Origin of the sequence: Sorangium sp. So ce836 (assembly GCF_028553905.1) — a bacterium.
GTDB lineage: Bacteria > Myxococcota_A > Polyangia > Polyangiales > Polyangiaceae > Sorangium > Sorangium cellulosum_D.
Genome location: NZ_CP102233.1, coordinates 1390857 through 1415553 on the forward strand (window position 1 = coordinate 1390857; position 24697 = coordinate 1415553).

At 70.5% G+C, this 24697-nt stretch carries 16 protein-coding genes and 1 pseudogene; 6 read left to right on the forward strand and 11 right to left on the reverse strand.

What is annotated here, in order from left to right; all coding sequences use genetic code 11:
* Positions 1-4 precede the first annotated feature (4 nt).
* The 6 genes from NQZ70_RS05195 to NQZ70_RS05220 are packed head-to-tail and all read right to left on the reverse strand — an operon-like array spanning position 5 to position 12302.
* Positions 5-2296 carry a hypothetical protein gene (locus NQZ70_RS05195; RefSeq protein ID WP_129573222.1) on the reverse strand — a complete coding sequence of 764 codons (2292 nt, stop codon included), beginning with the start codon at positions 2294-2296 and terminating at the stop codon, positions 5-7.
* 23 nt (positions 2297-2319) lie between these two features.
* Positions 2320-3828 carry a hypothetical protein gene (locus NQZ70_RS05200; RefSeq protein ID WP_129573223.1) on the reverse strand — a complete coding sequence of 503 codons (1509 nt, stop codon included), beginning with the start codon at positions 3826-3828 and terminating at the stop codon, positions 2320-2322.
* Positions 3829-3888: 60 nt separating this feature from the next.
* Complete coding sequence (locus tag NQZ70_RS05205) at positions 3889-7671, reverse strand: hypothetical protein (protein WP_129573224.1); 3783 nt, start codon at positions 7669-7671, stop codon at positions 3889-3891.
* A 28-nt stretch (positions 7672-7699) separates the two neighbouring features.
* Entirely contained in the window at positions 7700-9085 is a 1386-nt protein-coding gene (locus tag NQZ70_RS05210; protein ID WP_129573225.1) for a hypothetical protein, read from the reverse strand.
* Entirely contained in the window at positions 9082-10272 is a 1191-nt protein-coding gene (locus NQZ70_RS05215) for a hypothetical protein (RefSeq protein ID WP_129573226.1), read from the reverse strand. The genes NQZ70_RS05210 and NQZ70_RS05215 overlap by 4 nt, the downstream gene beginning before the upstream one ends.
* Before the next feature lie 26 nt (positions 10273-10298).
* A complete protein-coding gene (locus NQZ70_RS05220; RefSeq protein WP_129573227.1) occupies positions 10299-12302 on the reverse strand; it encodes a hypothetical protein in 2004 nt (667 codons plus the stop codon).
* A gap of 684 nt (positions 12303-12986) precedes the next feature.
* On the opposite strand from NQZ70_RS05220, the gene NQZ70_RS05225 reads away from it, so the two are divergent.
* From NQZ70_RS05225 to NQZ70_RS05235, 3 genes are all read left to right on the forward strand, one after another.
* Positions 12987-14024, forward strand: coding sequence for an aldo/keto reductase (locus NQZ70_RS05225; protein ID WP_129573228.1), 1038 nt, complete (start codon positions 12987-12989; stop codon positions 14022-14024).
* A 74-nt stretch (positions 14025-14098) separates the two neighbouring features.
* A complete protein-coding gene (locus tag NQZ70_RS05230; RefSeq protein WP_129581160.1) occupies positions 14099-14506 on the forward strand; it encodes a bifunctional diaminohydroxyphosphoribosylaminopyrimidine deaminase/5-amino-6-(5-phosphoribosylamino)uracil reductase RibD in 408 nt (135 codons plus the stop codon).
* A 308-nt stretch (positions 14507-14814) separates the two neighbouring features.
* A complete protein-coding gene (locus NQZ70_RS05235) occupies positions 14815-16116 on the forward strand; it encodes an aminotransferase class V-fold PLP-dependent enzyme (protein WP_129573229.1) in 1302 nt (433 codons plus the stop codon).
* A gap of 15 nt (positions 16117-16131) precedes the next feature.
* On the opposite strand, the gene NQZ70_RS05240 is transcribed toward NQZ70_RS05235, so the two are convergent.
* The gene (locus NQZ70_RS05240) at positions 16132-17190 is read right to left on the reverse strand and encodes an SDR family oxidoreductase (RefSeq protein ID WP_129573230.1); all 1059 of its coding nucleotides are present in this window, start codon (positions 17188-17190) and stop codon (positions 16132-16134) included.
* A gap of 127 nt (positions 17191-17317) precedes the next feature.
* Between NQZ70_RS05240 and NQZ70_RS05245 the strand changes: the two genes are divergently transcribed.
* Both NQZ70_RS05245 and NQZ70_RS05250 read left to right on the forward strand, forming a co-directional pair.
* A complete protein-coding gene (locus tag NQZ70_RS05245; protein ID WP_129573231.1) occupies positions 17318-18208 on the forward strand; it encodes a LysR family transcriptional regulator in 891 nt (296 codons plus the stop codon).
* Between the two features lie 133 nt (positions 18209-18341).
* Positions 18342-18716, forward strand: a complete 375-nt coding sequence (locus tag NQZ70_RS05250; RefSeq protein ID WP_129573232.1) for a hypothetical protein — start codon at positions 18342-18344, stop codon at positions 18714-18716.
* 51 nt (positions 18717-18767) lie between these two features.
* Here the strand turns inward: NQZ70_RS05250 and NQZ70_RS05255 are convergent, their stop codons facing one another.
* From NQZ70_RS05255 to NQZ70_RS05270, 4 genes and pseudogenes are all read right to left on the reverse strand, one after another.
* Positions 18768-19328, reverse strand: a complete 561-nt coding sequence (locus tag NQZ70_RS05255; RefSeq protein ID WP_129573233.1) for a flavin reductase family protein — start codon at positions 19326-19328, stop codon at positions 18768-18770.
* 16 nt (positions 19329-19344) lie between these two features.
* Positions 19345-19794, reverse strand: a pseudogene (locus NQZ70_RS05260) (zinc-binding dehydrogenase); the annotation flags it as partial.
* Positions 19795-20415: 621 nt separating this feature from the next.
* On the reverse strand, positions 20416-21618 hold the full coding sequence (locus NQZ70_RS05265; RefSeq protein ID WP_165373797.1) for an aminoglycoside phosphotransferase family protein: 1203 nt from the start codon (positions 21616-21618) through the stop codon (positions 20416-20418).
* Positions 21619-21747: 129 nt separating this feature from the next.
* On the reverse strand, positions 21748-22671 hold the full coding sequence (locus tag NQZ70_RS05270) for an RNA ligase family protein (RefSeq protein ID WP_129573235.1): 924 nt from the start codon (positions 22669-22671) through the stop codon (positions 21748-21750).
* Between the two features lie 90 nt (positions 22672-22761).
* On the opposite strand from NQZ70_RS05270, the gene NQZ70_RS05275 reads away from it, so the two are divergent.
* Complete coding sequence (locus NQZ70_RS05275; RefSeq protein ID WP_129573236.1) at positions 22762-24660, forward strand: response regulator; 1899 nt, start codon at positions 22762-22764, stop codon at positions 24658-24660.
* The last annotated feature ends 37 nt before the right edge of the window (positions 24661-24697 follow it).

Consider the following 24697-nt stretch of genomic DNA (forward strand, 5'->3'; position numbering starts at 1 on the left):
CGCCTTATTCGCCGGTGGGATCCCACAGCGTCGCCGATTCGACCGTGCAGGCTCCCTGCCTCAGGCCATACGTGATCTCGTCGAACTCCGGCCGATCGAAGATGATCTTCGCCGTCCCTCCCGACAGCCGCGATGGGCAGCGGAGCACGTGTCCAAAGTTGACGACCTTCGAATTCACGAAGTTGAGCTGGCCTCTGCCCGCCACCGAGAGCATGACCGACTCGCGATCGAAGTAGCCGGGGGCGCTCGTGAACGTGCTGTCGACCGCGAGGAGCCCGTCCTCGGTCCACGTCGCGCGGTCGTCGCTCCACGCCAGCGCCATGGGGCCTGACACGCGCATCCCGACGACGAACGCCTGCACGTCGGCGCTGAGCGTCAGCGCGCGGAAGTTCGCGACCGAGCCCCCGAGCCACTCCCCCCGGAGATCCACGAGGTCGTCCGCCGTGAGCCCGGGCTGGGCGAGCGACTCGATGCTATGGCCCCCGGCGACCGGCCACGAGACGATGGACACGCGCGCCCGGTCGGCCGACACCCCCTCGGTGAAGGCGCGCACGCTCGAGCTGTGGAGCGCGAGCGTGCCTCCCGAGAACACGATGCCTTTGTAAAACACAGGCGCGGTGTCGCCGCCGATGACCACGTCGCGGACCCGCAGGACGAGCCCTCGCGCGGCGCTGCCCGCCGCCTGCACGCCCACGCGCGCGAGCGGCGCCGGCGGGCCCGCGGTGCTCTCCGTGGGGGCGCGCGACACGAGCCGGAGATGCTCGAGATCGACCGTCATATCCCCCTGCACCAGGATGGACGGCTGCGCGTCGGTGCACGCGGCGCTCGAGCCGAAGCCGCAGGTCGGTTGCGCCACGCTGATGATCGAGCCCTCCGGCTCACCGACCATGCGCACCTTGCGCATTTTCGCGGGGAGCGCCGCCGCGTCGAGCGTGAACGGCGGCCGGCTCACCGTGGCGCGCTTGCCCACGCGGACCTCCAGGGCCTCGGCGTCCACCGCGCAGCTCCGCGTCAGGGTGGCGACGGTCGTGGTCGACAGGTCCGCGCCCTCGCGGAGCGCGACCGAGCACGTGCGGTCCGGCACGAGGCACGGAAGCGAGACCGAACGAGGCGCCGCGCCCTCGCTCTTGCCAGCGTTGTAAGCCGCGATGAGCCGCGTGAGCCACGTGCCGCCGCCGTCGCGGCCCGAGAGGCCGAAGCGGCGCTCCCAGGTCTCGCTCGCGGTGCAGATGGGCAGATCCAGGACGACGCCGCCGAGCGGCGCCCGCCGGCTCGTCGCCCCGCTCAGCTCGAGGCGGTCCGTATAGCCCCTCCGCTCCCCGTCCAGGCACCCGCCGGTGCTCGGATCGAGCGAGCCGCTCTCGCACTCGAGGTAGCCGTCCCTCAGGACCTTGTGCGCCGGGACCCAATTGGCCGCGCCACACCGATCCAGGCACACGTCGAAGAACGGCAGGTCGGGCTGGATCTCTTCGTCTTCCGGGACGACGACGGTCGACTCCGACGAACTCGGCACCGCGAGGAGCGCCCTCAGGCCGGCGAGCCCCCTTTCGCGCTCGACGTCGGAGACGTCGTTGTAGGGCCGCCCGTCGATCGACTCGACGAAGAACGACGTATTCCCCTTCTTGACGAGCACCATCCACCGGAACTCCACGCTCGGCAACCAGGCCGCGTGGACCTCCCAGCCATCGTAGGGCTCCGTCGCGCGCTCGTTCGCGCACGAGAGCTGGATCGGCGTGGCGCCCGGCTCGGGTGTCCAGCCGGGGCTCCCCAGGGGAGGCGCCGGCGCGCGCCGCGCGCGCTCGGCGATCCCGAGGTGCTTCATCAGCCCTCCGCACCGGTTGGGAATGACGAAATAGCGCCCGGGCCCTGCCTGGGAGGGCTCGCCGTCCAGCCGGTACTCGAGGCGCGACAGGCCCTGCGTCCTCGGCTCCGCATAGACGTTCGCGTCCGCGGCGATCCGATCCGGACACGCGATCATCGGCGCCGTCGCGTCGATGACGACGCCGGTCCGCTCGGCGATCGCGCTCCGCCTCACGCCGAAGAGCTCGCGCACGACGCGCTCCTCGAGGCACCCCTCCAGGCGGAGCAGGGTCGTCGTCCCGTCCTCCTGCGGCAGCTCGGCGGCGTACCGCACCTCCGAGCCCGCCGCGCCGATCGCGCGGTAGCGAAACAGCGTCGGCTTGGCGGCGAGCAGGGCGTGCGCGCTCGCCATCCCCCGCATCTCGCGCTCGCCCGCATCTCCGCACGCGCTCGCAACGACCGGGACGAGCGCCCACAACCATCTTCGCGTTACCATCTTGCTCGCCTCGCTGCGTACGGTCACGGGTGGAACTCGCTCATGCAGGTGTCGACCGCCCTCGCGGTCATCGCGGTGTTGGAGACGTACGACGCCGGGAGGCCCACGCCCGCGCACAGCGCGGCGGCCGTCTGCGCGCCGGAGACGACCGTCCCGGCGACGTCCGCCGCGCAGAGCGCGTTCACGTCCTTCACCGGGCGGCCGGCGGTCGCGTCGACCTGGTTGCAGGCGTTCGTGAAGAACGTCCGGTTTCGATTCCGGATCTCGCAGAAGTAGATGCTGCATTGCCGCTTCAAGGTGTCGTTCTCCACGGCGCTCCGGTCGGCGAGGAGCGCCATGTCGCGCTTCATGAGATCGAGCTTCTCCAGGAGGGTCATCTCGTTCGGGACCGCCGGCAGCTCGGCGCGCGCGAGCATGTCGCGGAGCCCCTCGTGGCTCTTCTGCAGCTCTCCGCGGACGTCCCTGCCCTGAACCTCGTAGAGGCCGCCGACCCAGCGATCGACGAAATCGAGGATCGTCTGGCTCCGCAGCACCGCGCGCTCGTACCCTTCGTGGAGGCGCGCCACGGCCGAGGGGAGCGGCCCCGAGCAGAGCCCGGCGGTCTCGCTCCCCGGGAGGCAGAACATCGACGCGATCCCCTCGTAGGAGCCGACGAGGAGATCCTTCTTCCGCACGAGGCCGTCGAGGAGCGCCGCCGAGTCGCGGAGCGAGCTGTCGGCCATCTCGATCTTGCGCGCCAGCATCGCCTTGAGCGGCGGGATCGCCCTGTCGCCGGGCGGGGCGTCCTCCGTCGCGGTGCCGAAATAATCCGCGAGGATGTCGCGGGAGACGGTCTCCGCCGCAGCGTCGATGGCCGCCGGCGAGGGCGACGACACGACACCGCACGTGGCGTCGTACCCACCGTGCAGGTACTCCTCATAGCATTGTGCCATGCGCTCCGCGTGCCCCGTCAGGCTGAAGTCCGAGGTGTCGTAGCTCATCTCGAGCCCCTCCCACCGCACGCGCGTGAAGCTCGCCTTGGCCATGCCCCGGTGCATGCAGAACGCCTCGCGGGGCGCCAGCCTCGTGGTGAGCTCGCCCTGATACCGATCTTCGAGCTCCGCGAGCTTGCGGCAGTGGAGGAGCCCCTCGAACAGCGCCGCCGCGCTCCTCTGCGCTGGGAGCAGGCCGACGGTCGCGGCCTTCTCGAGCTCGTGGAGGCCGTGGTCGACGTCGCCGTCCCGACGATGCGCCTCGCACACCCCGTTCAGGAAGTGCACCGGCGCGCGCGGACCCACCTTGATCTTCAGGTCCCCATCGACCCTCTCGATGGGATAGCCCTGCCGCGGGAGCGCGTCCCACTGCGACGGGTCGCAGGCACCGGACCAGAGCTGCGCCCGGAGGTGCGTCTTCCGCTCCTGCAGGTCGCACGACGCGAGGTTGCGCGAGCACTCGTCGTCCACCTGGGCCGCCGCCATCCTCATCCCCGGCAGCGTCGCGAACACCGCCGCGACGACCAGCGGGATGTGGGACGCCAAATCCTGTCGAACCATCGGCCAAACTCCTTCTATCTTCAGATACGACGCTTCAGCTCGCCGGCCCGCGCACGAACGTCAGCGCACCGGCTTGCGCACGAAGATGAACCCGAGCTTCAACGACGGAGCACCCTGGCTCAGGCAGCGAACCAGGTTCTCGTCGGCGGTGATCTCGTACGTCCCCACCAGCGGGTGGCCCACGAACGGATACGCGTTCTGGATCAAGCCGTCGGTCAGGCGCCGCTCGAGCCCCTCTGCGGTGTACGGGCCGCGACGGAAGCGGAGGTACTCGTCGTTCATGAGATCCATGTCCGAGCCGCCGTACACCGGGAGGAGCGCCGTGACCGGCCGCTTCACCAAGAGGCTCGGCACGATCTCGCCGCTGTCCTTCGACAGGCGCGAGAAGACGGTCCCGAACCCGAGGTGGGTCATCTGCATCTGCTGCGAGCGGCATGACGAGCTCGAGACCCCGGCCAGCACGTGCACGAGGCGCATCGGCTCGCTCTCGTTCATCGTCATCTCGTCCCAGAGGACGAAGTTGCCGAGGTTCCGGCTATCCGCCTGCGAGCCGGCGAAGGGCGAGATCTCGAAGCGCACGCGCCCGTTCTCGAGGAGCTCGGACACGAGCCCGCTCGTCTTCTCCAGCGTGAACTCGGCCACGCTGCCCGCCATCGTCTCGGTGCTCCAGGCGAGCGAAGAGGGCCGGCAGACCTCGCTCGTACCGACCGTCCCGCAGTCGCTGAGGAACGAATCCAGCTCGGCCGCCGTCCCGATGAACGTCTTATCCGCAGACAGGTGCCCGACGTCGCCGGCGAAGTCGCTCAGCACGTTGTAGCGGTTCCGGTACAGATTGTACGTGTAGTTGACGTTCTCGACGACGCGGCGCTTGGCCTCGAGGAACTCGTTCGCTCCGCGCGTGAGCTCCGCCTGCATGTCCTCGAAGTCCCAGAAGAGGACCTCGGCGGCGTGGTTCACGGGCGCCATCTCGACGAGCCCCATGATGCGCGTGCGGCTCTCCAGCGCCGCCTCGCGCATCTCCCGCTCGATGGCCAGGAGCTCTTGCTCGAGATCCCTCGCCTCTTCCACCATCCGGATCTGCCGGCGGAGGTCTTCGATCTGGACGAAGGTCGCCGCCCTCTCGTCCTCGATGACCGACGCGAGGAACGCCATCTGCCCCTCCGAGATGTTGATGGTGTTCTGCCGGATCTTCTCCCGGATGTCGTTCAGCACCTGGCGCGTCGCGTCGTAGTGCCCCTCGAGATCGTGCACCTTCCCCTGGTAGTGGCTGATCCGGCTGATCTGCGCCTCGATCGACGACTTCATGGCGAGGAGGTTCCGCTTGTCCTGCTGGATCCTGCTCGCCTCGATGTCGAGCTCCCCGAGCGCGAGGGTGAGCCGCTGGATCTCGATCTGGGCCTGCTCGCGCACGTTCTCCTGCTCGTCGATGTCGAAATCGACGAGCGCCGACTCGTCCGACTTGGTCTGGAGATCGGCCACGAGCGCCGCGCGGTCGGCCCGCAGCTTCGCGACCGTCGCCGCGATCTCCCCCCGGTCCAGCCTGCACTGGATCGCGTGCAGCTTCTCCTCGCCGGTGATCTCGACGACCTCCTTGTCGAGCTCCGCCAGCTGGACCGAGATCTCGGCGAGCGCCCGCTTCTTCGTCCACTCCTCGATGAGCCTGTGGACGTCGAGGGCGTTGATCTCCCTCCTCAGCTCCTCGACCCGAACGTTGAGCTCGTGCCTCTCCTGCGCGATCATCTGCTCGAACTGCAGCTCTCCGAACTGCCACTCGTAGACCTGCGCGGCCGTGTCGGCCGCGACCTTCGCCGCCGCCGCCGCCGCCTCGACGAAGCGGAACGTCTTGACGGGGAATATGCCCATGATGCCGGTGTCGCCGTCCGGGATGGCCGCGAGGACGCCCGCAGTGGCCGAGAGCGCGAGCGCGGCCCCCTTCAGCGCGTCGAGGCCGTTCTGTTCGGCCATCGCGGCGTCGAGCGCCCGCATGCGATCCTTGATCTGGTTGATCGTCGTTTGCCACATGTCGCGCTGGTGGTCGAAGATCTTCAGGTTCTGAGTGTAGAGCTCCTCCGCGACCCGCTTCAGGTTCTCGTCCTTCGTGGAGCAGCTCGTGCCAGAGCCGTCGATGCAGGCCCTGATCTTGTCGATCTCCTCCTTGCTCTTGGTGGAGAGCTCCTTCCGCGCCACGCAGATCTCATCGAGGAGCGCCGGCTTCGGCGTCTCGATGGACGGCGGGCTCGTGCACGAGGCGCCGGAGATCGGATCGGTGAACCCCTGCGCCGCCCCGGTGTAGAAGGCGAGCTCGGCGTCGACCGAGCAGATCTGGTGCACGACGGGGACGCGCATCGATTGGAACACCGTCTCCTGCGAGGTCCGCAGCCGGCTCGTGACGATCTCGGAGCCCTCGATACGCTTCTGCTCGAGCGCGATCTGCCGCTCGATCTGCGCCTTACGGTTGTCGACGAGCTCGAGCTCCTTGTCGTCGGACGCGATGCGGTTCAAGAGCTCGTCGATCTGCAGCTCGAGGCCGTCGCGCTGCATCTCGAAGTTGAAGGCGGCGAGCGTCATGTCGATGTTGAACTGGATCTCGGCGATCTGCTCGCGCGCCGCGTCCTGGTCGAGCGCGAGGAGATCCTGCTCGCGCTGGCCCCGGAGGAGCACGATCTGGTTCTCGAGCTCCTTCGTCTCGCGCTTCAAGGCCAGCTCGAGCACGCGGATCCTCTGCTCGAGCTCGAACGTCGAGATGTCGCTCTGGATCGCGTTCAGCTTCTGCTGCACGTCGTTCTTGAGCTGCTCGGCCATGTCCTGGAGCTGCGCCATCTTGTACACCTCGAGCTCGATGGCCCGAGAGTGCTTCATGTTGGCCATGTCGAACTTCTGGTTCTGAAGATCGGTGTATTTCCGTGCCCACGTCTCGAGCATGTTCTGGATGTTCAGATCCTGCTGCTCGATCGCGGCCTCCTGCATCCGCAGCTGCTGGCCGAGCCGCTCGATGCTGACGAGCGGGAAATCCTCGGGGTCGATGTTGATGTACAGGTAGCCTTTGCGCACCGAGTCGAGGCGGAGCGTCACGTCTTTCTCGATCGTGGCGAGCGTCGCGAGCTCGGCGGTGAAGAGGTCCCGATCGGGGAGCGAGCCCTTGGCCTCGAGGACGAGCCAGAACGCTTGGTCGTAATACGTGGCCGCCTTGTAGTACTCGCTCCCTTTGTCCCCGTCCGCCGCGGGCGCGTCGCCGAGCGCCTCGCCGACCAGGTAGCTCATGTGGTCGAGCCGCGCGACGGACGCCTCTCGGTACCAGACGTCGCCCGCCGCCACGAGCAGCTTCGCCTTGAGCCCCTGGAGCTGCGCCATCGCCTTGAGATACCGGCTCCAGGCGATGTTCTTCTGCTCCTCGCCCGTGCCCGAGCTCGCCTGCCGCGGGAGGCGCGCGATCCCCTGCTCGACGATCTCGAGCCCCGCCGTGGCCTGCGCGAGGAGCTCCGCGGGGCTCGTCAGCGTATCGCTGGGCGCCCCGGCCCCTTTCGCGTTGAGGAGCGGCAGCCCCGTGGCGCGAAACCGATAGACGTTCGCGCGCTGGTAATAGCAATCAGCGTCGCAGACGCGCGTCGTCATGGACTCGGGGCACCTCCCCCTCGCGCCGACGAGCGCCTCGAGATCGCCGAAGCTGTCCTCGAGGAGCGCCATGTTCGCGCGGTACTGCGCGATCTTGAGCTCCGAGACGAGGCGCCCCACCTCCGCGCGGATCGCGGTCTCGTTCGAAGGGACGCACTCGATCTCCTGGGCGCGCGCAGGCGAAGGCAGCAGCAGGAGACCGAGGGCGAATGAAGACAGCAGTCGTTTCATGGATCGCTCCAGCAAGCTTTGCCGTGGGCTAAAGACTATTGATGTACCCGATATAAGCCTTCGAGAGCCCCGAGACCTTCTCGACGAAGGCCGTCCGGGTCGGGTCGCTCGCGCCCGCCGCGTCCTTGAGCGCGCTGTACGCTCGCGCCGCCTCGGTCAGACAGGCGTCGACGCGTGCGGCGTAATCCGCGAAGTTCTCCGGCGTGAGCGCGTCGGGGATCGTCGCGCAGACGCCGAGCTTCTCCTCGGTCGACCAGTCGAGCCCTGGCGTCCGCGCGATCTCGCGGAGGGCCGCCACCACGGCGCCGAGGAGCGCCGCGTGGCGCTCGAGCGTGGCGCGCGCCGCCGCCACGTCGGCGTCGACCCCGGCGGCGCTGGCGTTGCTCCGGATGCGGTCGATCTCGCCGCGCTTCGCGCGGAGGCGCGAGATGAGCGGCTGCCCCGGCGGCGTCGTGGCCGGCGCCCGCTCGAGGCCGAGCGTGTCGCGCTCCACGAGCTCGTAGAGCGAAGCCGTGTCCTCGACGGTCTTCTTCAGCAGGAAGATCTCGCGCGTCGGGAGCTCCACGGCCGAGCCCTGGAGCGCCGCCGCGTACTGCCGCTCTTTCTCGGCAAGGCTCCCCGACGTCGCGTCGATCTCCGCCTCCACGCGCAGGCGTATCCGCTGGTCGATGCCGGCGCGGAGCATCGACTCGACCTCGGCTTTGCGCACCGCCTTGCGCATCGCGCAGAGGTTCGCCGGGATCTGCTCGGCGAACGGCCCGGCGTGGAACGTCCGGGCCTCCTCGAGGAGGGTCTCCCAGCCGGCGCGGACCGGCACGGGGAGGCCGAAGTCGGCGTCGAACCCGACATACCGCGCGTGCTCGGCCGCCCGCTGATACGACAGGCACTTCTCCTCGCGCGTCTGCCCTTCGAGGTATGCGAGGCTATGGGCCACGAAGAGCTCGAGGTGCGCGGTGTTCGCCATCTGCAGGACCTCGTCGCTCCGGCCCGCCGGCGCGCCTTCGGGCTCGCGGTAGCTCCGGAGCGCCCCGACGAGGAGCTCGAGGAGCGCGACGCGGCGGTGGAGCTCGCGCGCCGTGGCCGGCTCGACGCCGGCGATGGGCAGGAGACGCACGGTCGTTACGGATCCGGTGACCTCCTCGATGGGCATGACATCGTCCTCGATGATCTCGCCGCCCGAGCTGCCGCCGCCCGACGCACGCGGGCGCAGCTCGTTCGACGCGAAGGAGAGGAGCGCCGTATCGAGCGGCCGCCCTGCGGTCGCCCTGCGAAACGCCTCGTCGACATCGACGAACGACGGCACCTCGATCGCGGGGCCGCTCGGGGTCGGGAGCGAGGCCGCGTGCGAGGCGAGCGACGCGAGCGCCGAGAGCGGCACGACCGCCAGGGCGACGCGAAAGGTGCGTCTCTTCACGGCATCCTCCTGCAGTACCAGGCCGGCCTCGAGGGATTGCAGTACCTCGCCATCCCTTCCTGCCAGAGCGTCTCGACGTGCGCGGCCGTCCGCGCGAGCTCGTTCCGGTTGGGCTTCGCGAGGGCGTCGTTCAGCGCGGCCCTGCCAGCTCGCTCGGGCGCCTCCATCGCCGTCCAGAAGTTCGTCCCCAGGATCAGCGATGTCGAGAGATCCCTGAGCTCGATCACCGTTCGCTCCTTGCGACTCACGTAATCCTCCATCGACATGCCGCCGATCGCGGCGATGATCTCCGCCTCGATGACCGCGATCTCTCCGCGCTTCTCCGGCAACAGGAGATCCGTGAAGCGGGTCGTCTTGGCGCCGATCGTCCCGAGGATCTGCGATCTCCACGTCGCGTCGTAAACGAAGCTGGGGAACGACTCGTCACCCCCGACGGGCTGCGCTGCGACCTTGACCGCATCGGCGCCGAAGAGGCCGTTGATACGATCGCGGATCCCGAAGAGGTATCGCCGCCCCAGGTCGATCTCGGTCAGGTTGAGGCCGTAGCACGTCTCCACGCTGGACGCCGTCGCCACGAACGCCTTCATCTGGTCGCCGAGCTGCGTCATCTTCTCGTCGAAGCCGTCGCGGAGCGCGTCCGGCCCCGACGTCTTGTAGAAGAGCCCCCGCAGGCGCTCGACCGCGTACCGCCGGCCGTAGCGCTCCAGGCTGGCCGGCGTGTGCGACGACTCCTCGCACCCTTTCACGACCTTGAGGGCCGCCATCATCTTTGTCGCGTGGTACGTGTACTTCATGTCGTCGGACGTGCCGAACGAGTGCTGCTCGCGGTAGAGCGCCTGCTGCTCGTTCAGGAACGCCTCGAGCAGCCCGCTGGCGCGGAGCGCGGCGTGGCACCGGAGGCTGTCGGCGCCCGTCCGGTTCGACAGCCCGAAATAGGCCATCCCGAGGAAGTACCGCTCCTGCGGCGTGAGCCCGAGGCTCTCCACCTCGATGAGATCGACGATCTCCTGGTAGCTCCCGCGCGCCGCGAGCGTCTCGTAACAGAGGCGCTTGTTCTGCGTGAACACAGGCCCGTCGGAGGCCGCCGCCCTGCACGCGGGAGGCGGAGCGACGTCGGCGCGCGCGACGCCGGCCGCGCCGGCGACGCACGCCGCGCCGGCGACGATGCTCAGAACCCTGATCTTCATGGTGTCACTCCCGTGGGCGCGGCCGCTCAGCGCTCTTTGCGGCAGGCCGCGATATTCGGCGAAGCATTGCCCCAGGTCTCCACGACGCAGATGATGGAGAGGTAGTTCCCGGGGATATGGTTGCCACGGAGCAACGCCCCGATGTAGTCCGCCCAGGCCGCGTCCCCGACGCACGGCCTGCCGCTCCTGTGGCAGGCGCGGTCGGTCACGTTCTCGATCTCGTAGAAACAGCCGTTGGCGCGGTCAGAGCACCTCTTGAGATAGCTCGCGTGCTCCGCCTCCAGCGAGCTTCGTGTGTAGCTCTTGTCCTTGTTCGCGGGGTTGTAGAACTCGCCTGTCCACCACGCGATCCCTTCAGGCGCGGGGCACGGGCCGACCTCCACGGGCGTCTGCCAGCATCCGTAGGCCCAATCGTAGCTCGCCAGGAGCTCGTCGCGCGACGCGGGCGTCGCGTTCGCCACGCGGTCGTTCACCCACCTGTAGAGGCCGTACCGGAACGCCCGCTCGCGGCTCGCGTTGATGTCGTTCGTGAAGTACGTCCGCTCCTCGCCGAAGACACGCCCGCCGTCCAGGTGCGTGCGGCGCGGGTTGCTCCTCTTCCCGTCGCCGACCGCGCGATCGAGGATGCGGTCGAGCGGGTCGATGCTCCCGGCGAAGACGAGGCTGGCGAGCCCCGCCATCGTCTTTGCCTCGACCTCTTCTCTCGGGGAGCCCCCGCTGTTGTTCAGCTCGTAGAGGGTCGCCGTGTACTGGAGCTCATCGTCGTTCGGCTCCCGCCCGGACACCCAGAAGAACAGCTGCGCCATCCTGGCGCGACCGGGGCCCCAGCAACCGACCTCCAAGAGCCGCGTCTGGCTGGCCGGAGCGTTCGGATCGACGAAGAGGTACGGCACGGCCGCCCTCGGGACCGACTGCGCCGACGGCGCCCCTTCGGCGAAGAAGCTCGCGGCCCTCGGGCACGTGAAGCGAACCAGCGATTTGCCGCCGTCGAGCTGAAAATAGCGCGCCGAGGGCGACTGGTCGGCGGTCTGGAAGATCTTGACGTTCCTGTCGCACGCGAGGTGCGGCTGCCGGCCGGGATCCGAGGCGGTGAAGCGCGGGTCGCTCGTCGAGAGCTCCTCGAGCGTCGCGGCGGGGTCGAAGCCGAAGGCCTGCTTCATCATGTCGGCGTTCGAACCGCAATCGATCGCGTAGCCCTTCCCGCCGGCGATCAGGTAGGGCGTCACGCGCGTCCTGATCCCGGTGAACGGGTAGCGGACCAGGTAGAGCTCCGCCTCGGCGGTGTAGTTCCTCTCGCTCGCCAGCTGCGGGAGCTCGCGCCGGGCCCGCGGGAGCGCTCGGCCGGTGCTCGAGTGGCAGTTGATCTCCCGCGTCGCGATCTCCTGCGCCTTCCAGACATCGAGGACGGCGCGGTTGATGGGGATGCTCACCTGCTCGATGTTGCTGCCGTCCGCCGCCGTCCACGAGAGCGCCGAGAGCACGTTGCTGCAGCCCACGCTGTAGATCGTCCCGGGGTCGTCGCGGAGCCGGAGGTAGTACTCGGCCTCGCCCTTGCCCATATCGGCGTCGACGCGCCGGTAGACCTGGAAAATTTGCTGGCGCGTGACGTTGGGATTCGCGTCGCAGCGGAGCGTATGGATGGGGACTTGCCCGCCCGCGTCGCGTTCGATTTGCGCCCTCATGGCGTCGAACGAGTCGTAGAACGCAGCCTGGTTGAGGTCGAGGGTCCGCGGGTACCCGAAGCCCTCCAGGAGCGGCCCGTAGTTCGACCCGCAGCCGATCTGGAACACAACGTCGGGCTTGTTGTCTTTGAAGCTCACGACGACCGGCACTTCGCGCGGCAGGTCGTCTGCGAGATCCGGATTGTCGTAGACGACGACCTCGGTCACGTTCGGCCCGATGATCTCCGCCGCGGCCGTGCCCGTGATCGGCGCGTCGACGTCGGACCGCGCCTCGCCGGCGCAGCCAGACACCCAGCCCAGCGAGGCTGCCGTGAGGGCCGCGACGCACTGTCGTTGTATGATCTTCACCTCGTCCTCCGCCTTGGTTCGTCCTACCCCGGAGCGTCGGACCGACCGGCGCGATCCGAGCCCATGCCCGATCGCGCACCGCAGATCGATCCCGGATCCAAATCATGTTATGATCAGGATGCGTAAATGCGCTGAGAGGCGTTCCGAAGGAACGTGCGGGATGCGAGCGCAGCGCAAACTCGAGCTCGTCGCCTCGTGTCGACGGCGTCGACGGCGTCGACGAGCCGTCGACTTGAATTCGAGCAGAGTTGCGTCTGATCTCGCCGGTGGCGTGCTCCCCGCCGCCCCGTTCGGCCAGCTCACTGCCCTTAGTGCCGCCAGGGGGAGCGACCCTTCAGATTATTTTGCGCGGCCTCACTGCCCCGTTCGCTTATCCGCTCTGCCTGGAGCGTCGCTCCACCCACGCTGTCCGCGCAGCATGCTTGGCGGAATCGGAGATCGCTGTGGGTCGCTCGGCGCTGGCGCCGCCGGGGAGCGGGGAAGGCGAGGATCGACCGTGGTCCCCTGCGATGCGCTTCCGCTGTCGGCGCAACGCTACACGTTCCGAGTACGTCTTTTCGAGCATCGACGGTACCGTGACGCTCGCCGCGCCGCCGTGGCGCGTCCGTTATAGGAGAGCATACGTCCGTCATGGTGGACGTGGCCGCCGCCCCGTGGTACTGGAGGCCCACGGACGGAAAAGCGATGCATTACCGACAGCTGGGTGACAGCGAGCTCCGGGTCTCGGAGCTCTGCCTTGGGACGATGACGTTCGGCGAGCAGAACACGCTCGACGACGCGAAAGCGCAGCTCGATTACGCCTTCGACGCGGGCATCAACTTCGTCGATGCGGCCGAGATGTACCCCGTGCCGACCCGCGCCGAGACGCAGGGCCGCACCGAGAGCTACGTGGGCGAGTGGCTGAGCCAGAGGCCGCGCGACAAGGTGATCCTCGCGACGAAGATCGCCGCGTCGGGCCGCCCTTTCCCGTGGATCCGGGGCGGCTCTCTCGCGGTCAACCGCGCGAACGTCCGGCGCGCGGTCGAGGACAGCCTGCGGCGCCTCAAGACGGACTACATCGATCTCTACCAGATCCACTGGCCGGATCGGTACGTGCCGCAGTTCGGCGCCACCGCCTACGATCCGGCGAACGAGCGCTCGAGCACGCCGATCCCCGAGCAGCTCGCGGCGTTCGCGGAGGTCATCCGCGACGGCAAGGTCCGCTATCTCGGGCTCAGCAACGAGACCGCGTGGGGGGTGACGCAGTTCAGCCGCATCGCGGAGCACCTGGGGCTCCCGAGGCCGGTGTCGATCCAGAACGCGTACAGCCTCGTCAACCGCACGTTCGACGTGGCGCTCGCGGAGGCCTCGCGCCGCGAGGACGTGCCGCTGCTCGCCTACAGCCCGCTCGCCTTCGGCCTCCTGACGGGCAAGTACGTCGGCGGACCCCCGCCGGGCTCGCGCCTCGCCCGGTTCGAGGCGTTCGGCCAGCGCTACCGGAAGCCCAACGTGGACGAGGCGGTGCAGGCCTACGTGAAGCTCGCGCGCGCGCACGGCCTCACCCCGGCGTCGCTCGCGCTCGCCTTCGTGCGCAGCCGCTGGTTCGTGGCGAGCACCATCATCGGGGCGACCACCCTCGAGCAGCTCGAGGAGAACGTGAAGAGCGCGGGGGTGGTGCTCGGCAAGGAGGTGCTCGCCGAGATCGAGCAGATCCACGCCCGCTACCCGAGCCCGGCGCCGTGAGCGCGCCGGCCGCGGAGGCACGGATCGCCCGGCGGGCTCGGCCCTCGACCACCGAGGCGGAGAAGCGGCGCTTCATGGCGCGGGCGCTGGAGGTGTCGCGCGGCGCGCTCCCCCGCTGCCGCCCGAACCCGCCCGTGGGCTGCGTGGTGGTGCGCGGCGGGAGCATCGTCGCGGAGGGCTTCACGCAGGCGCCCGGCTGCCACCACGCCGAGGCCATGGCGCTCGCGACGCTCCCCGGCGATCTCTCGGACTGCGCGGCGTTCGTGACGCTGGAGCCCTGCTCGTTCTTCGGCCGCACCCCCTCCTGCGCGAAGGCCCTGATCGCCCGGCGCATCGGCGCGGTGTTCGTGGCCGTGATCGACAGCCATCCGCGGAACCTCGGCCGCGGGATCGCGCTGCTGCGCGCCGCCGGCGTCCCCGTCGAGGTCGGTACCCTCGCCGAAGACGTCGCCTCGTTCATCGACGGCTACCTCATCCGCTGAGATCCCGGCACCGGAGCGCGGACCCCGCGCCGACGACACCCGCCATCCACGCCAACCCGGGAATGTCGCGATCGAGCGGCGTGACGGGACTCGGCCGAGAGCGCGGAACGCTGCGGGCCGCCCCGCTCCCCGCTCGGTGAAAAGCTGATTGGTTCCAGATAGTTACTGCTTCTCAGCCGCCCCCGTGCAACCTCCCCGGCCGGCGCGGCGAGAGGGGACTTCCCTGCCCGCGGCATCGAAGCGCCCCTGGGCGCGCGAGCCTGCGGCTCCAAGAGGGACCGCGCCCAGCACGGAGGAGGAAGCTGCAGATGACGACGAAGCTACCCAGGCGCAGCCTGCTCGAAGGCCTCTTGGCGATCGGGGCCGCGGGCTGCGCGGCCCCGGAGGCGGTGACGGCCGCGGCCGATCGGGCCCAGGCGCCGGCCGACGCGTGGCAGCGCGTCCGGGACGAGTTCGAGGTGTCGCCGACGTGGATCCACATGACGAGCTTCCTGCTCGCGTCGCACCCGCGGCCCGTGCGCGAGGCGATCGAGGCGCTGCGGCGGGAGCTCGACGAGAACCCGGTGGACGCGCTCGGCGAGCACGAGGGCGCGGCGCCGGTGCGGGAGGCCGCCGCGGCGTACATGGGCGCCCGGGCCGACGAGATCGCGCTGACGGACAGCACCACGATGGGGCTCGCCTCGCTCTACCTCGGCCTGCCGCTCAAGGCCGGGGACGAGGCGCTCACGACGGTGCACGATCACTACTCCACGCACGAGTCGCTCCGGCTCGCGGCGGAGCGGTCGGGCGCCGCGGTGCGGAAGGTCGCGCTCTACGAGCGGGGCAGCGCCGCGACGGAGGCGGAGATGGCGGGCGCGATCGCGCGGGGGATCACGCCGGCCACGCGGGTCGTGGCGATCACGTGGGTCCACTCGAGCACGGGGGTGAAGACGCCGGTGCGCGCGATCGCGGAGGTCGTCGCCAGGGCGAACCAGGGGCGGGCGCCGGGGGATCGCGTCGTCTGCTGCGTGGACGGCGTGCACGGCTTCGGGGTCGAGGACGCCACGATGGCCGACCTCGGCTGCGATTTCTTCGCGGCCGGCTGTCACAAGTGGATCTTCGGGCCGCGGGGCACGGGCGTGCTCTGGGGCAGGGCCGAGCTCTGGCCGATGCTCCGGCCGAGCATCCCGCACTTCGGCAAGGAGGGATACGGCGCCTGGATGCGGGGTCAGCCGGCGCCGACCACGACCGCCAACATGATGTCTCCGGGAGGGTTCCACTCCTTCGAGCACCGCTGGGCGCTGCCCGCGGCGTTCGCGTTCCACCGGCGCATCGGCAAGGCAAAGGTCGCGGACCGCATCCACGCGCTGAACCGGCAGTGCAAGGAGGGGCTCAAGGGCATGCGCCACGTCACGCTGCACACGCCGCTCGACGACGCGCTCTCCGCGGGGCTCGTGTGCTTCGAGGTGGCGGGGATGACGCCGGCCGCCGTGGTGCGGAGGCTCCGCGAGAGGAAGATCATCGCGTCGACGTCGCCGTACGGGATCTCGTATGCCCGCGTCGCGCCGAGCCTGCTCAACACCGAGGCGAACGTGGAGGCGGTGCTGCGGGAGATCCGGGCGCTCGCGTGAGGGAGCGCGGGAGCATCACGGGATGATCCTCCGCCGCCGGAGATCCTCGAAGATCCCCCGGAACATCGCCTCCGTCTCGACGTGCTCGTGGAAGCCGAGCCGGCGCGCCTTCGAGCCGTCGGCGATCACGTCGTAGTCCCACGAGAACACCGCATCTCCGAAGCGCCACGACGACACGTCCCGGTAGGGGTGCGGCGCCAGGCCGTGTTTCTCGATCATGGCGTTCCAGAGCGGCTCCTTGTCGGCCATGACGTCCGCGAGCGGCATCGGCAGCGGGGGCGCCGCCTCCATGTCGAACATGCGGGCGATCTTCGGCCACATCTCGCTCCAGCGGAACATGTCGCCGTTGTTGATGTTGAATGCCTGGTTGCGGCACGGCGCGCTTGTCGCCGCCCAGACCGTGGCCCTGCCGAGCAGGCGCGCGTCGGTCATCTCGATCAGCGTGTCGTAGGCGGCCGGCTTGCCGGGGAACCGCAGGGGCAGCCCGAGCTCCTTCGACATCGCCGCGTAGACCGCGATGACCATGGCGAGGTTCATCGGGACGCCGAGCGCGAAGCCGCACACCACCGACGGCCGGAGGGCCGACCAGGACCAGGCCTTGCCCTCCTGCCGGGCCTCGAGGAACGCCTGTTGATCGATGTTGAACTCGGGCGGCATGTGGTGCGCGTCGGTCTCGCGGGCCGGCGTCTTGAACGGGCCGAGGTGCGCGCCGTAGACCTTGTAGCCCTGCATCAAGCTGATGTGCTGGAGGCCCGGCGCGACCGGCTCGACCGCATCGATCACGTTGACGAGCATGGCGAGGTTGGGCGGCACGAGCTCGGCCCACGTGGGTCGGTCCTGATAGGCGGCGTAGAAGATGTGCGTGACCTCGGCCAGGCCGCCGAGCTTCTTCTTGCAGTCCTCCCGGTCGAGCAGATCGACCACCACGTGGCGGACGCGGCCCGCGGACGCGCCGCCGCGCCGGGACAGGCCGATCACGTCCCATTCGCCGAGCGCCTCGAGGTGATCGATGAGGTTGCGGCCGATGATCCCCTGCGCGCCGACGACCAGGGCGACCTTGTTCTGGATGCTCATGGTTTGCTCCTGCTTCGAGGTCTGTCCGCGCCCGGTCCGTGCTCGCGAGCGCAGGGGAAGGGTGGAGCGCGGCGGCCAGGGCGAGTACGGGCTCGAGCCGCGCAACACCTTTCGATAAAATCGAAAGATGAGCGCGCTCCTCGAGATGCAGACGTTTCTGGAGATCGTCGACCGCGGCAGCCTCAGCGCGGCCGCGCGCTCGCTCGCGACCGTGCCGTCGACCGTCAGCGCGCGGCTCGCGGCCCTGGAGGAGCGGCTGGGCGTGCAGCTCGTGATCCGCAGCACGCGGCGGCTCCGCCTCACCGAGGAGGGCGAGCGCTACCTCGTCGACTGCCGCCGCATCCTCGACGAGATCGAGCGCAGCGAGGCGTGCATCCGGCGCGGGCAGAGCTCGCTGCGGGGCAGCCTGCGCATCACCGCGCCCTCGGATCTCGGGCGCGGCCGCCTGCGCGCCGTCCTCGACGCGTTCCTGGAGGCGCACCCGCGCATCAGCGTGTACCTCCACCTCTCGGACGAGGTCGTCGACCTCGTGCGCGGGGGCTTCGACGTGGCGTTGCGCGTGGGGCCGCTGCAGGGGAGCAGCTTGACCGCGCGCAGGCTCGCCACCGGGCACCGGGTCGTGTGCGCGGCGCCCGGCTACTGGTCCCGGCACCCGCGGCCGAGCGCGCCGGGCGATCTCGCCGATCACGATTGCCTGCTCTGGAACCCGGAGGGCCGGAACGAGGCGACGTGGACATTCGCGGCGGAGGGCGAGGGGACGCAGGCGGTCCGCGTGCGCGGGCGGCGCAGCTCGAGCGACGGCGAGCTGGTCCGCGCGTGGGCGCTCGCCGGCCTCGGGGTCGCGCAGAAGTCGTTCTGGGACGTCGAGGGCGACCTCGAGGCGGGCCGGCTCGAGTCCGTGCTGAACCGGTTCGTCCGCGCGGCGGATCTGTCGGTCGTCTACCCGGCGGGCCGCCATCTCCCGCGCCGCGTCCGCGCCCTCGTGGACCATCTGGTGGAGAGCTTCCGCGGGCGATGAGCGGCGGCCCGGCGCCGCCGGGGGCTCTACAGGGCGGCCTCCGGCGCGCGCGGCGGCGGGGCAGCCGGCGCCGCGCCGCGTGAGCTCGCAGGTCGTGATGGAACCTCGTGGTGATCCGTGAGAGAGCACGCGCATGAGACACATCCTCGATCGCTCGATGGGGCTCCTCCTGGCCACCGTGCTCTGCTGCGCTGCGTGCGGGGCGTCGCGGAACGAGCCTCCCGGCTCGAACGCGCCGCCGGCGCCCGAGCCGGCCACGACGCCCACGGCCGCGCCGACGGACGACTCGATCGCCGTGGGCAGCGACCCGTGCCAGAGCGACGCGGACTGCGTGCCCGTCTGCGGGTGCCACCCGGCCGCCTGCGTCGCGAAGGCCACGGCGCCCGCGTGCGAGGAGGGGCGGATCTGCACGCAGGAGTGCCGTCCGGGAACGATGGATTGCGGCGGCGGCTGTCTTTGCCACGAGGGCCGGTGCGCGGCCCGGCTCGTCAACGCGCCGGCGCGCTGAGCCGCGGCCCGGGCGGAGCGCGCTCCCCCGGCGCTGCTCGCGGGCGGCGCGTCAGAGCATGTCGGGACGAAAGAGCCGGCGATACCGGCGCGTGTTCTCCCCCGAGAGCATGAAGATGCCGTCGCCGCGATAATGGATCGTGCGCGGGTAGCGCGGCGTGGTCGCGGCGTGCGCCTTGACCACCTCGAAGATGAAGAAGTTGTACGTCTTCACGAGCCGCGCGTCCGCGAGCCGGCACTCGAGGCTCGCGTAGCACTCGGCGATGAGCGGCGCCCCGACCGCCGCGCCCGGGACCGGCGTGAGCCCGAAGGCGGAGAACTTGTCCGTGTCGCGGCCCGAGCAGTTGCCGATGCCGACCACCGCCTCGGCGAGCTCCGCGGTGGGGAGGTTGATCGCGCACTCCTTGCTCCGGCGGATCAGCTCGAAGCTGTGGTTCGCGCTGCTGATGACGCACCCGACCAGCGACGGCGCGAACTCCATGACCGTGTGCCAGCCCATGGTCATGATGTTTGTCTCGCGCCGCCACGCCGAGCTGACGAGCACGATCGGGCCGGGCTCGAGGAACCGACGGATCTCGGCGACCGGGAAGTCCTTCTTGGGATAGGTCTTCATGGGCGCGTCGCGCCGTTCACTCGGATCCGAGAGACGCCATGTCGATGGAGAAGCGGTACTTCACATCGGACTTGAGCAGCCTCTCGTAGGCTTCGTTGATCTTCTGGATGGGGATGATCTCGACGTCGGCGGTGATGTCGTTCGCCCCGCAAAAATCGATCATCTCCTGGGTCTCGGCGATGCCGCCGATGTTCGAGCCGGAGAGGCTGCGGCGCCCCATGATGAGCCCGAACGCGGCGACGCTCAGGGGCTTCGCGGGCGCCCCGACGAGGGTCATGTTGCCGTCGCGGCGGAGCAGGTTGAGGAAGGCGTTGACGTCATGGTCCGCGGAGACGGTGTCGAGGATGTAGTCGAAGCTGCCGGCGTGCTTCTGCATCTCGTTCGCATCGCGGGAGACGACGACCTCGTCGGCGCCCAGACGGAGGGCGTCCTCGGTCTTGCCTTGCGACGTGGTGAAGACGAGGATCTCGATCTGCACGTCGTGCGCGGTCGGGTCGCGCCGCGGGATCTGGGTGGGGGCCAGCGGCGATGTCGCGCTGGCGGCGGAGCAGGCCTTCGTGGTGTACATGGTTCGATGGTCCTCGTGACTGGGTTTGCTCGCGGCGTTCAGCGGTCGATCTGCTGCGTGCGGGGCTCGGACGGGCGATGCCCTGCGCGCTTTGCATGATCTCTCTTCTGTTCCTGTCGCCGTGGGTTCGCGCCGTCGAGCCCCGCGCGCGAAGAAAAGTACGGCCCGGTCCCGCCGAGGGCCAGGCGCCGCGGAGCAGATGGGCTGTTGAGAGCTGGAGCGGGGCCGCAGGACGTGGCGCGTCACCGACGCCCGGGAGCTCCTCGCCACCAACGGCTAAGTCGGCCTGGCCGGTCACGTTCCCGCCTGCCGCGTCCCCGCCCGCGCCGCGCGGGCGACTGGCACACTGTCCTCCGTCTTTCGTCCCCGTCTTCCGTCTTCCGTGCTCGTCTCTCGTGCTCGTGCGCGTGCGCGCTGACCGCGTGCGCGCTGACTCCGTGAACTCGCGCACGCGCACGAGCACGAGAGACGAGCACGAGAGACAGAAAACGGCTGCATCAACCCCGAGCGACAACCGCGTCAAGGGCGCGAGCGCACCATCTCGGCGGTTCGCTCGAGCCACTCCGGCACATCCCTGGCATGGTAGGGGTGCTCCGACGGCTCGATGCCGTCGAGGAACTTGCGGTAGATGACCGCCTGGCGGGCAGCGGCGACGGGGGCGAGCAGCTCGGCGGCGCGCTCGGGGTCGGAGCCCTGGATCGCAGCGCGCCACGCGCGGCCCCAGAGGCTCCGGATCGGGCCGACGGCGCCGGGCGGGATCCGGTCGAGGAAGGCCGGCTGATCGAGCAGCGGGTGCCCGACGCCGCTGTCGCCCCAGTCCAGCAGCGCGACCGACGTGGCGTCGCCGCGGGCGTTGCCAGGGTGGAAGTCGCCGTGGACGAGCGTGTCGGGCAAACCGGTCTCGGCCAGGCGACGGAAGCGCTCGGGCAGGCCGTCGACGAACCCGTCGAGGGTCGCCCGATCGCCGGCGGACAGCTCGGGCGTGCGCGCCACCGCGTCGGCGATGAGCCGCGTCAGGGCCGGCCCGCGGAAGTCCGGCAGCCCCAGCGCCAGGAGCTCGTCGACCCGCCGGCTCGCGTCGCGCTGCAGGCCGACCAGCAGCGAGACGAGCCGCTCCAGGGTCGGCAGCTCGGCGTGATAGAGATCCTCGCCCGGGAGCTCGGGCATGAGGATCCGCCGGCCGTCGTGGCCGAGGCGCGCCGGTACGGGCCCGCCCGCGAGCCGCGCGATGAGGGCCCCCTCATGCCCGAAGAACGGCGGAACGTGCTTCAGCCAGAACGTCTGGCCCCCGGCGCGGAGCCGCCACACGCTCGACAGGTTCCAGGACCGGATCTGCTCCGCGGGCGCCGTGCGCGAGAGGCCCCGAGCGCGCAGCACCGAGTCGGCCCAGGCGAGGTCGTCGGAAGGCCCGCCCGGCCGCGCCCACGGCTGCCGCAGCGGGTGATCGTCGAGCGCCCCGCGCCAGGGCTCGACACAGGGCGGCGGCGGCGCCTCGGCCTCGACGACGTAGGTGACACCCCCGCCGTGGGGCGCCGGGAGCTCGGTGGCGAGGATGCGGAGGACCGTCACCTCGATGCCGAAGCGCTCGCGGGCCCCCTGGATGACCGCTCCGGTCTCCTGCCACCACGGCGTCGCGACGCGATACGGCGGCAGCGCGCCCAGGAGCTCTCCCGCCCTGGTGACGAGGACGAGTCGAACGATGCGCGGCGGCTCGATCTGCACGGGGCGGATGATAGCCGAGGGCCAGCGCTGGTCGAGAGCTCGGATCCGTGACGAACGGCGGCGCTCCCGCGCGGAGAGACGACTCCGATGCTCGTCCGAGCGCTGCTCTCGTCTAGAGCGGATGAGCCGCTAGAGCGGATGCCCCGCGACGGCCGCCCTGACGGCGCGCTCGAGCGCCTCGCCGTCCTCGCGCGAGAGGGCGCGCATCGCGCCCGGGAACGCCGCTTCGAGATCGACGAGCACGTCGAGCGCCGCCTCCTCGTCGACGGCCGCGCGATCGTGGCGCCCGACCTTCGAGGCGGCGGAGGCCAGCCGCGGGCCGTTCGCGAGCCGCTCGCCCCAGCGGATCAGCGCAGGCAGATCCACCGGGCGCTCCGGATCCCACGGCGCGCTCTCGTCGAAGCGGTCCTCGCGCATCTCGGCGATCTTGCGCTTCAATGCCATGTACGCGCCCGCCGGCATGCGGACATCGGGCTTGGCGACCAGCCCCTCCGCGAGGTTGGCCGCGCCGAGCGGCGGCAAGCCCAGGGCGGACGCGACGCGCGACGGGAAGCGCTCGGGCAACGCGGCGATCTCCGCCTTGCGCCCGCGGGCGAGGAGCGGCGGCATCATCAGCCCCGCCGCGGCGGCGACCTGCGCCGCCTCGCAGAAGGCGAGGAACGCGTCCTCGCCGCCGCCGAGGGCGCGAAGCTCGAAGAGCGCCCACCGCAGATCGGGCGCGTACCAGACGCCGGTCTGCACCGGGATCACGCCGCCAGCGGGGACGTCCGGGTGGGGATAGCCGCCGCCGAAGAGCTCGCCATAGAGGACGAGCCGCTCCGCCCCGACCGCCGCGAACGCCGCGCGGGCGGCGTCCCGGAGCGACGCGCGGAGGAGCTGCCAGCCGAAGAAGGGGTCCTCGTCCCGGAGCCACTCCTTGCGCTTGCCGAAGCGGACGCCGGCCGCGTCGACGCCGATCACGAGCTGCGCGCCGTGGATCTTCTCGAGCGCGACCCACGTCGGAGCATCGCTTGCGCCGAGGCACGGCATCTTGGGAAACGCCACGAACTCCATTGCGCGACGATAACGCGGATGCCGGCGCCCTCGCGAGGTGCTTGACTTCCGGGAAAGCCTTCGAGCTCTTTGGTCGAAGGGGGGTCACCTATGTCCGCCGAATCCAGCCAGGCTCCGCCGGCGCCGCGCTTTCGCCTTCTTTTGATCGAGGACAGCGCCATCGCGGCCTCGATCGTCCAGAGCCACCTCGACACCGTGCCGTGGCAGCGCGCCCAGCTCGCGCACGCGGACACGCTCGCGGCGGGGCTCGCGCGCGTGAAGGAGGGGTGGGACGTCGTCCTCCTCGATCTCTCCTTGCCCGACGGGGAGGGCCTCGAGGTGGTCGAGCGCGTTCGGGACGTGGACGCGCACGTGCCCATCGTGGTGCTGACCGGCCATGACGACGTGCGCCTCGCGGAGCGCGTGCTCGGCGCCTCGGTGCAGGATTACCTCGTGAAGCGCAGCCTCGACGCCGACACGCTGTGGCGCGCCATCCGCTATGCGGTCAGCCGCCAGCAGCTCGTGACGCAGCTCGCGCGGACCATGGCGGAGGCGCGGGAGAACGAGGCCAATCTGCACCAGCTCATCGCCCGGAGCGCCGACGGGGTGATCGTGCTGGACCCCGGCGGGGCGGTGCTGTTCGCGAACCCCGCCGCGGAGGCGCTGCTCGGCGAGGGGCGCCTCGTCGCCGGGCGGGGCTGCCCGGTGGCGCTGCCCGCCGGCGAGACGAGCCTGGAGCTCGGCGGGCACACGGTCTTCATCGATGTTCGATGGGTCGACGTGGACTGGCAGGGGCGGCCCTCGCGCATGGCGCTCCTGCGCGACGTGACCGGGCGGCGCCGGGCCGAGGAGCTGCGGCTGCGGCTCGAGCGCACCGAGCGGCTCGCCGCGGTCGGCCAGCTGGCGGCGGGCGTGGCCCACGAGATCAACAACCCGCTCGCGTACGTGGTGGCGAACCTCGAGCTGCTCGCCCGCGAGATCCGGCGCCTGGCCAGCCAGGGCGCGGCCACGGAGCACCTCGCCCAGCCGCTCGACGACGCCCGCCACGGCGCGGCGCGGGTGATGCACATCGTCCGGGATCTCGGGGTGTTCGCGCGCAGCGAGGCGAACGAGGCGATCGGGCCGACGGACGTCAACGCGGTGATCGAGGGCGCGCTCAACATCGTGCACGCCCAGATCAAGCACCGCGCGCGCGTGGTGCGCGAGCTCGCCCCGGTCTCGCGCGTGGGCGGGGCCGAGGGGCGCCTCACGCAGGTGTTCGTGAACCTGCTGATCAACGCGGCGCAGTCGATCCGGGAGGGGCGCGTCGCCGACAACCTCGTCGAGGTGCGCACCCGCCAGCAGGGCCGCGACGTCGTCGCGGAGATCGTGGACTCGGGCTGCGGCGTGGCCGAGGAGCACATGCCCCGGCTGTTCGAGCCGTTCTTCACCACGAAGCGCGCGGGCGAGGGGACCGGGCTCGGGCTCGCGATCTGCCGGAGCATCGTCGAGTCGTGCGGCGGGAGCATCGGGATCAGCAGCAAGGCCGGCGTGGGCACCTGCGTCCGCGTCCGGTTGCCCGTCTGGACGAGCGCGGAGCCCGCCGCGCCGCCGGCGCCGGCGCGCGACGAGGGGCCGGCGCGGCGCGCCCGGATCCTCGTCGTGGACGACGAGCCGCTCATCCTGCGGGCGCTCGGGGGGCTGCTCGGGTCATCGCACGAGGTCGTGTGCGTGGGCTCGGGCGCGCAGGCGCAAAGGACGCTCCGGCGGGACGCGGGCTTCGACGTCGTGCTCTGCGATCTCGTGATGCAGGAAGTCTCGGGGATAGAGCTCCACGAGTGGATCGAGGCGGAGCTGCCGGCGCTCGCGGACCGGGTGCTGTTCATGACCGGAGGCGGGACGAGCGACGTGAGCCGGCGGTTCCTGGCGGCGTACGGGGGGCGCGTGCTGCCGAAGCCGATCGATCCGGCGGAGCTGATCCGCCGGGTCGAGGCGCTGCTGCCGGCGAAGGCGGCGGAGCCGGCGCCATAGCGCTGGATTGGCCGGAGAACCGCCGCTCAGCGCGGGA

Bases quoted from the DNA above. Each gene is read 5' to 3' on its own strand.
- NQZ70_RS05195 (WP_129573222.1), bottom strand. From the start codon at position 2,296: ATGGTAACGCGAAGATGGTTGTGGGCGCTCGTCCCGGTCGTTGCGAGC.
- NQZ70_RS05200 (WP_129573223.1), bottom strand. From the start codon at position 3,828: ATGGTTCGACAGGATTTGGCGTCCCACATCCCGCTGGTCGTCGCGGCG.
- NQZ70_RS05205 (WP_129573224.1), bottom strand. From the start codon at position 7,671: ATGAAACGACTGCTGTCTTCATTCGCCCTCGGTCTCCTGCTGCTGCCT.
- NQZ70_RS05215 (WP_129573226.1), bottom strand. From the start codon at position 10,272: ATGAAGATCAGGGTTCTGAGCATCGTCGCCGGCGCGGCGTGCGTCGCC.
- NQZ70_RS05225 (WP_129573228.1), top strand. From the start codon at position 12,987: ATGCATTACCGACAGCTGGGTGACAGCGAGCTCCGGGTCTCGGAGCTC.
- NQZ70_RS05230 (WP_129581160.1), top strand. From the start codon at position 14,099: ATGGCGCGGGCGCTGGAGGTGTCGCGCGGCGCGCTCCCCCGCTGCCGC.
- NQZ70_RS05235 (WP_129573229.1), top strand. From the start codon at position 14,815: ATGACGACGAAGCTACCCAGGCGCAGCCTGCTCGAAGGCCTCTTGGCG.
- NQZ70_RS05240 (WP_129573230.1), bottom strand. From the start codon at position 17,190: ATGAGCATCCAGAACAAGGTCGCCCTGGTCGTCGGCGCGCAGGGGATC.
- NQZ70_RS05245 (WP_129573231.1), top strand. From the start codon at position 17,318: ATGAGCGCGCTCCTCGAGATGCAGACGTTTCTGGAGATCGTCGACCGC.
- NQZ70_RS05250 (WP_129573232.1), top strand. From the start codon at position 18,342: ATGAGACACATCCTCGATCGCTCGATGGGGCTCCTCCTGGCCACCGTG.
- NQZ70_RS05255 (WP_129573233.1), bottom strand. From the start codon at position 19,328: ATGAAGACCTATCCCAAGAAGGACTTCCCGGTCGCCGAGATCCGTCGG.
- NQZ70_RS05270 (WP_129573235.1), bottom strand. From the start codon at position 22,671: ATGGAGTTCGTGGCGTTTCCCAAGATGCCGTGCCTCGGCGCAAGCGAT.
- NQZ70_RS05275 (WP_129573236.1), top strand. From the start codon at position 22,762: ATGTCCGCCGAATCCAGCCAGGCTCCGCCGGCGCCGCGCTTTCGCCTT.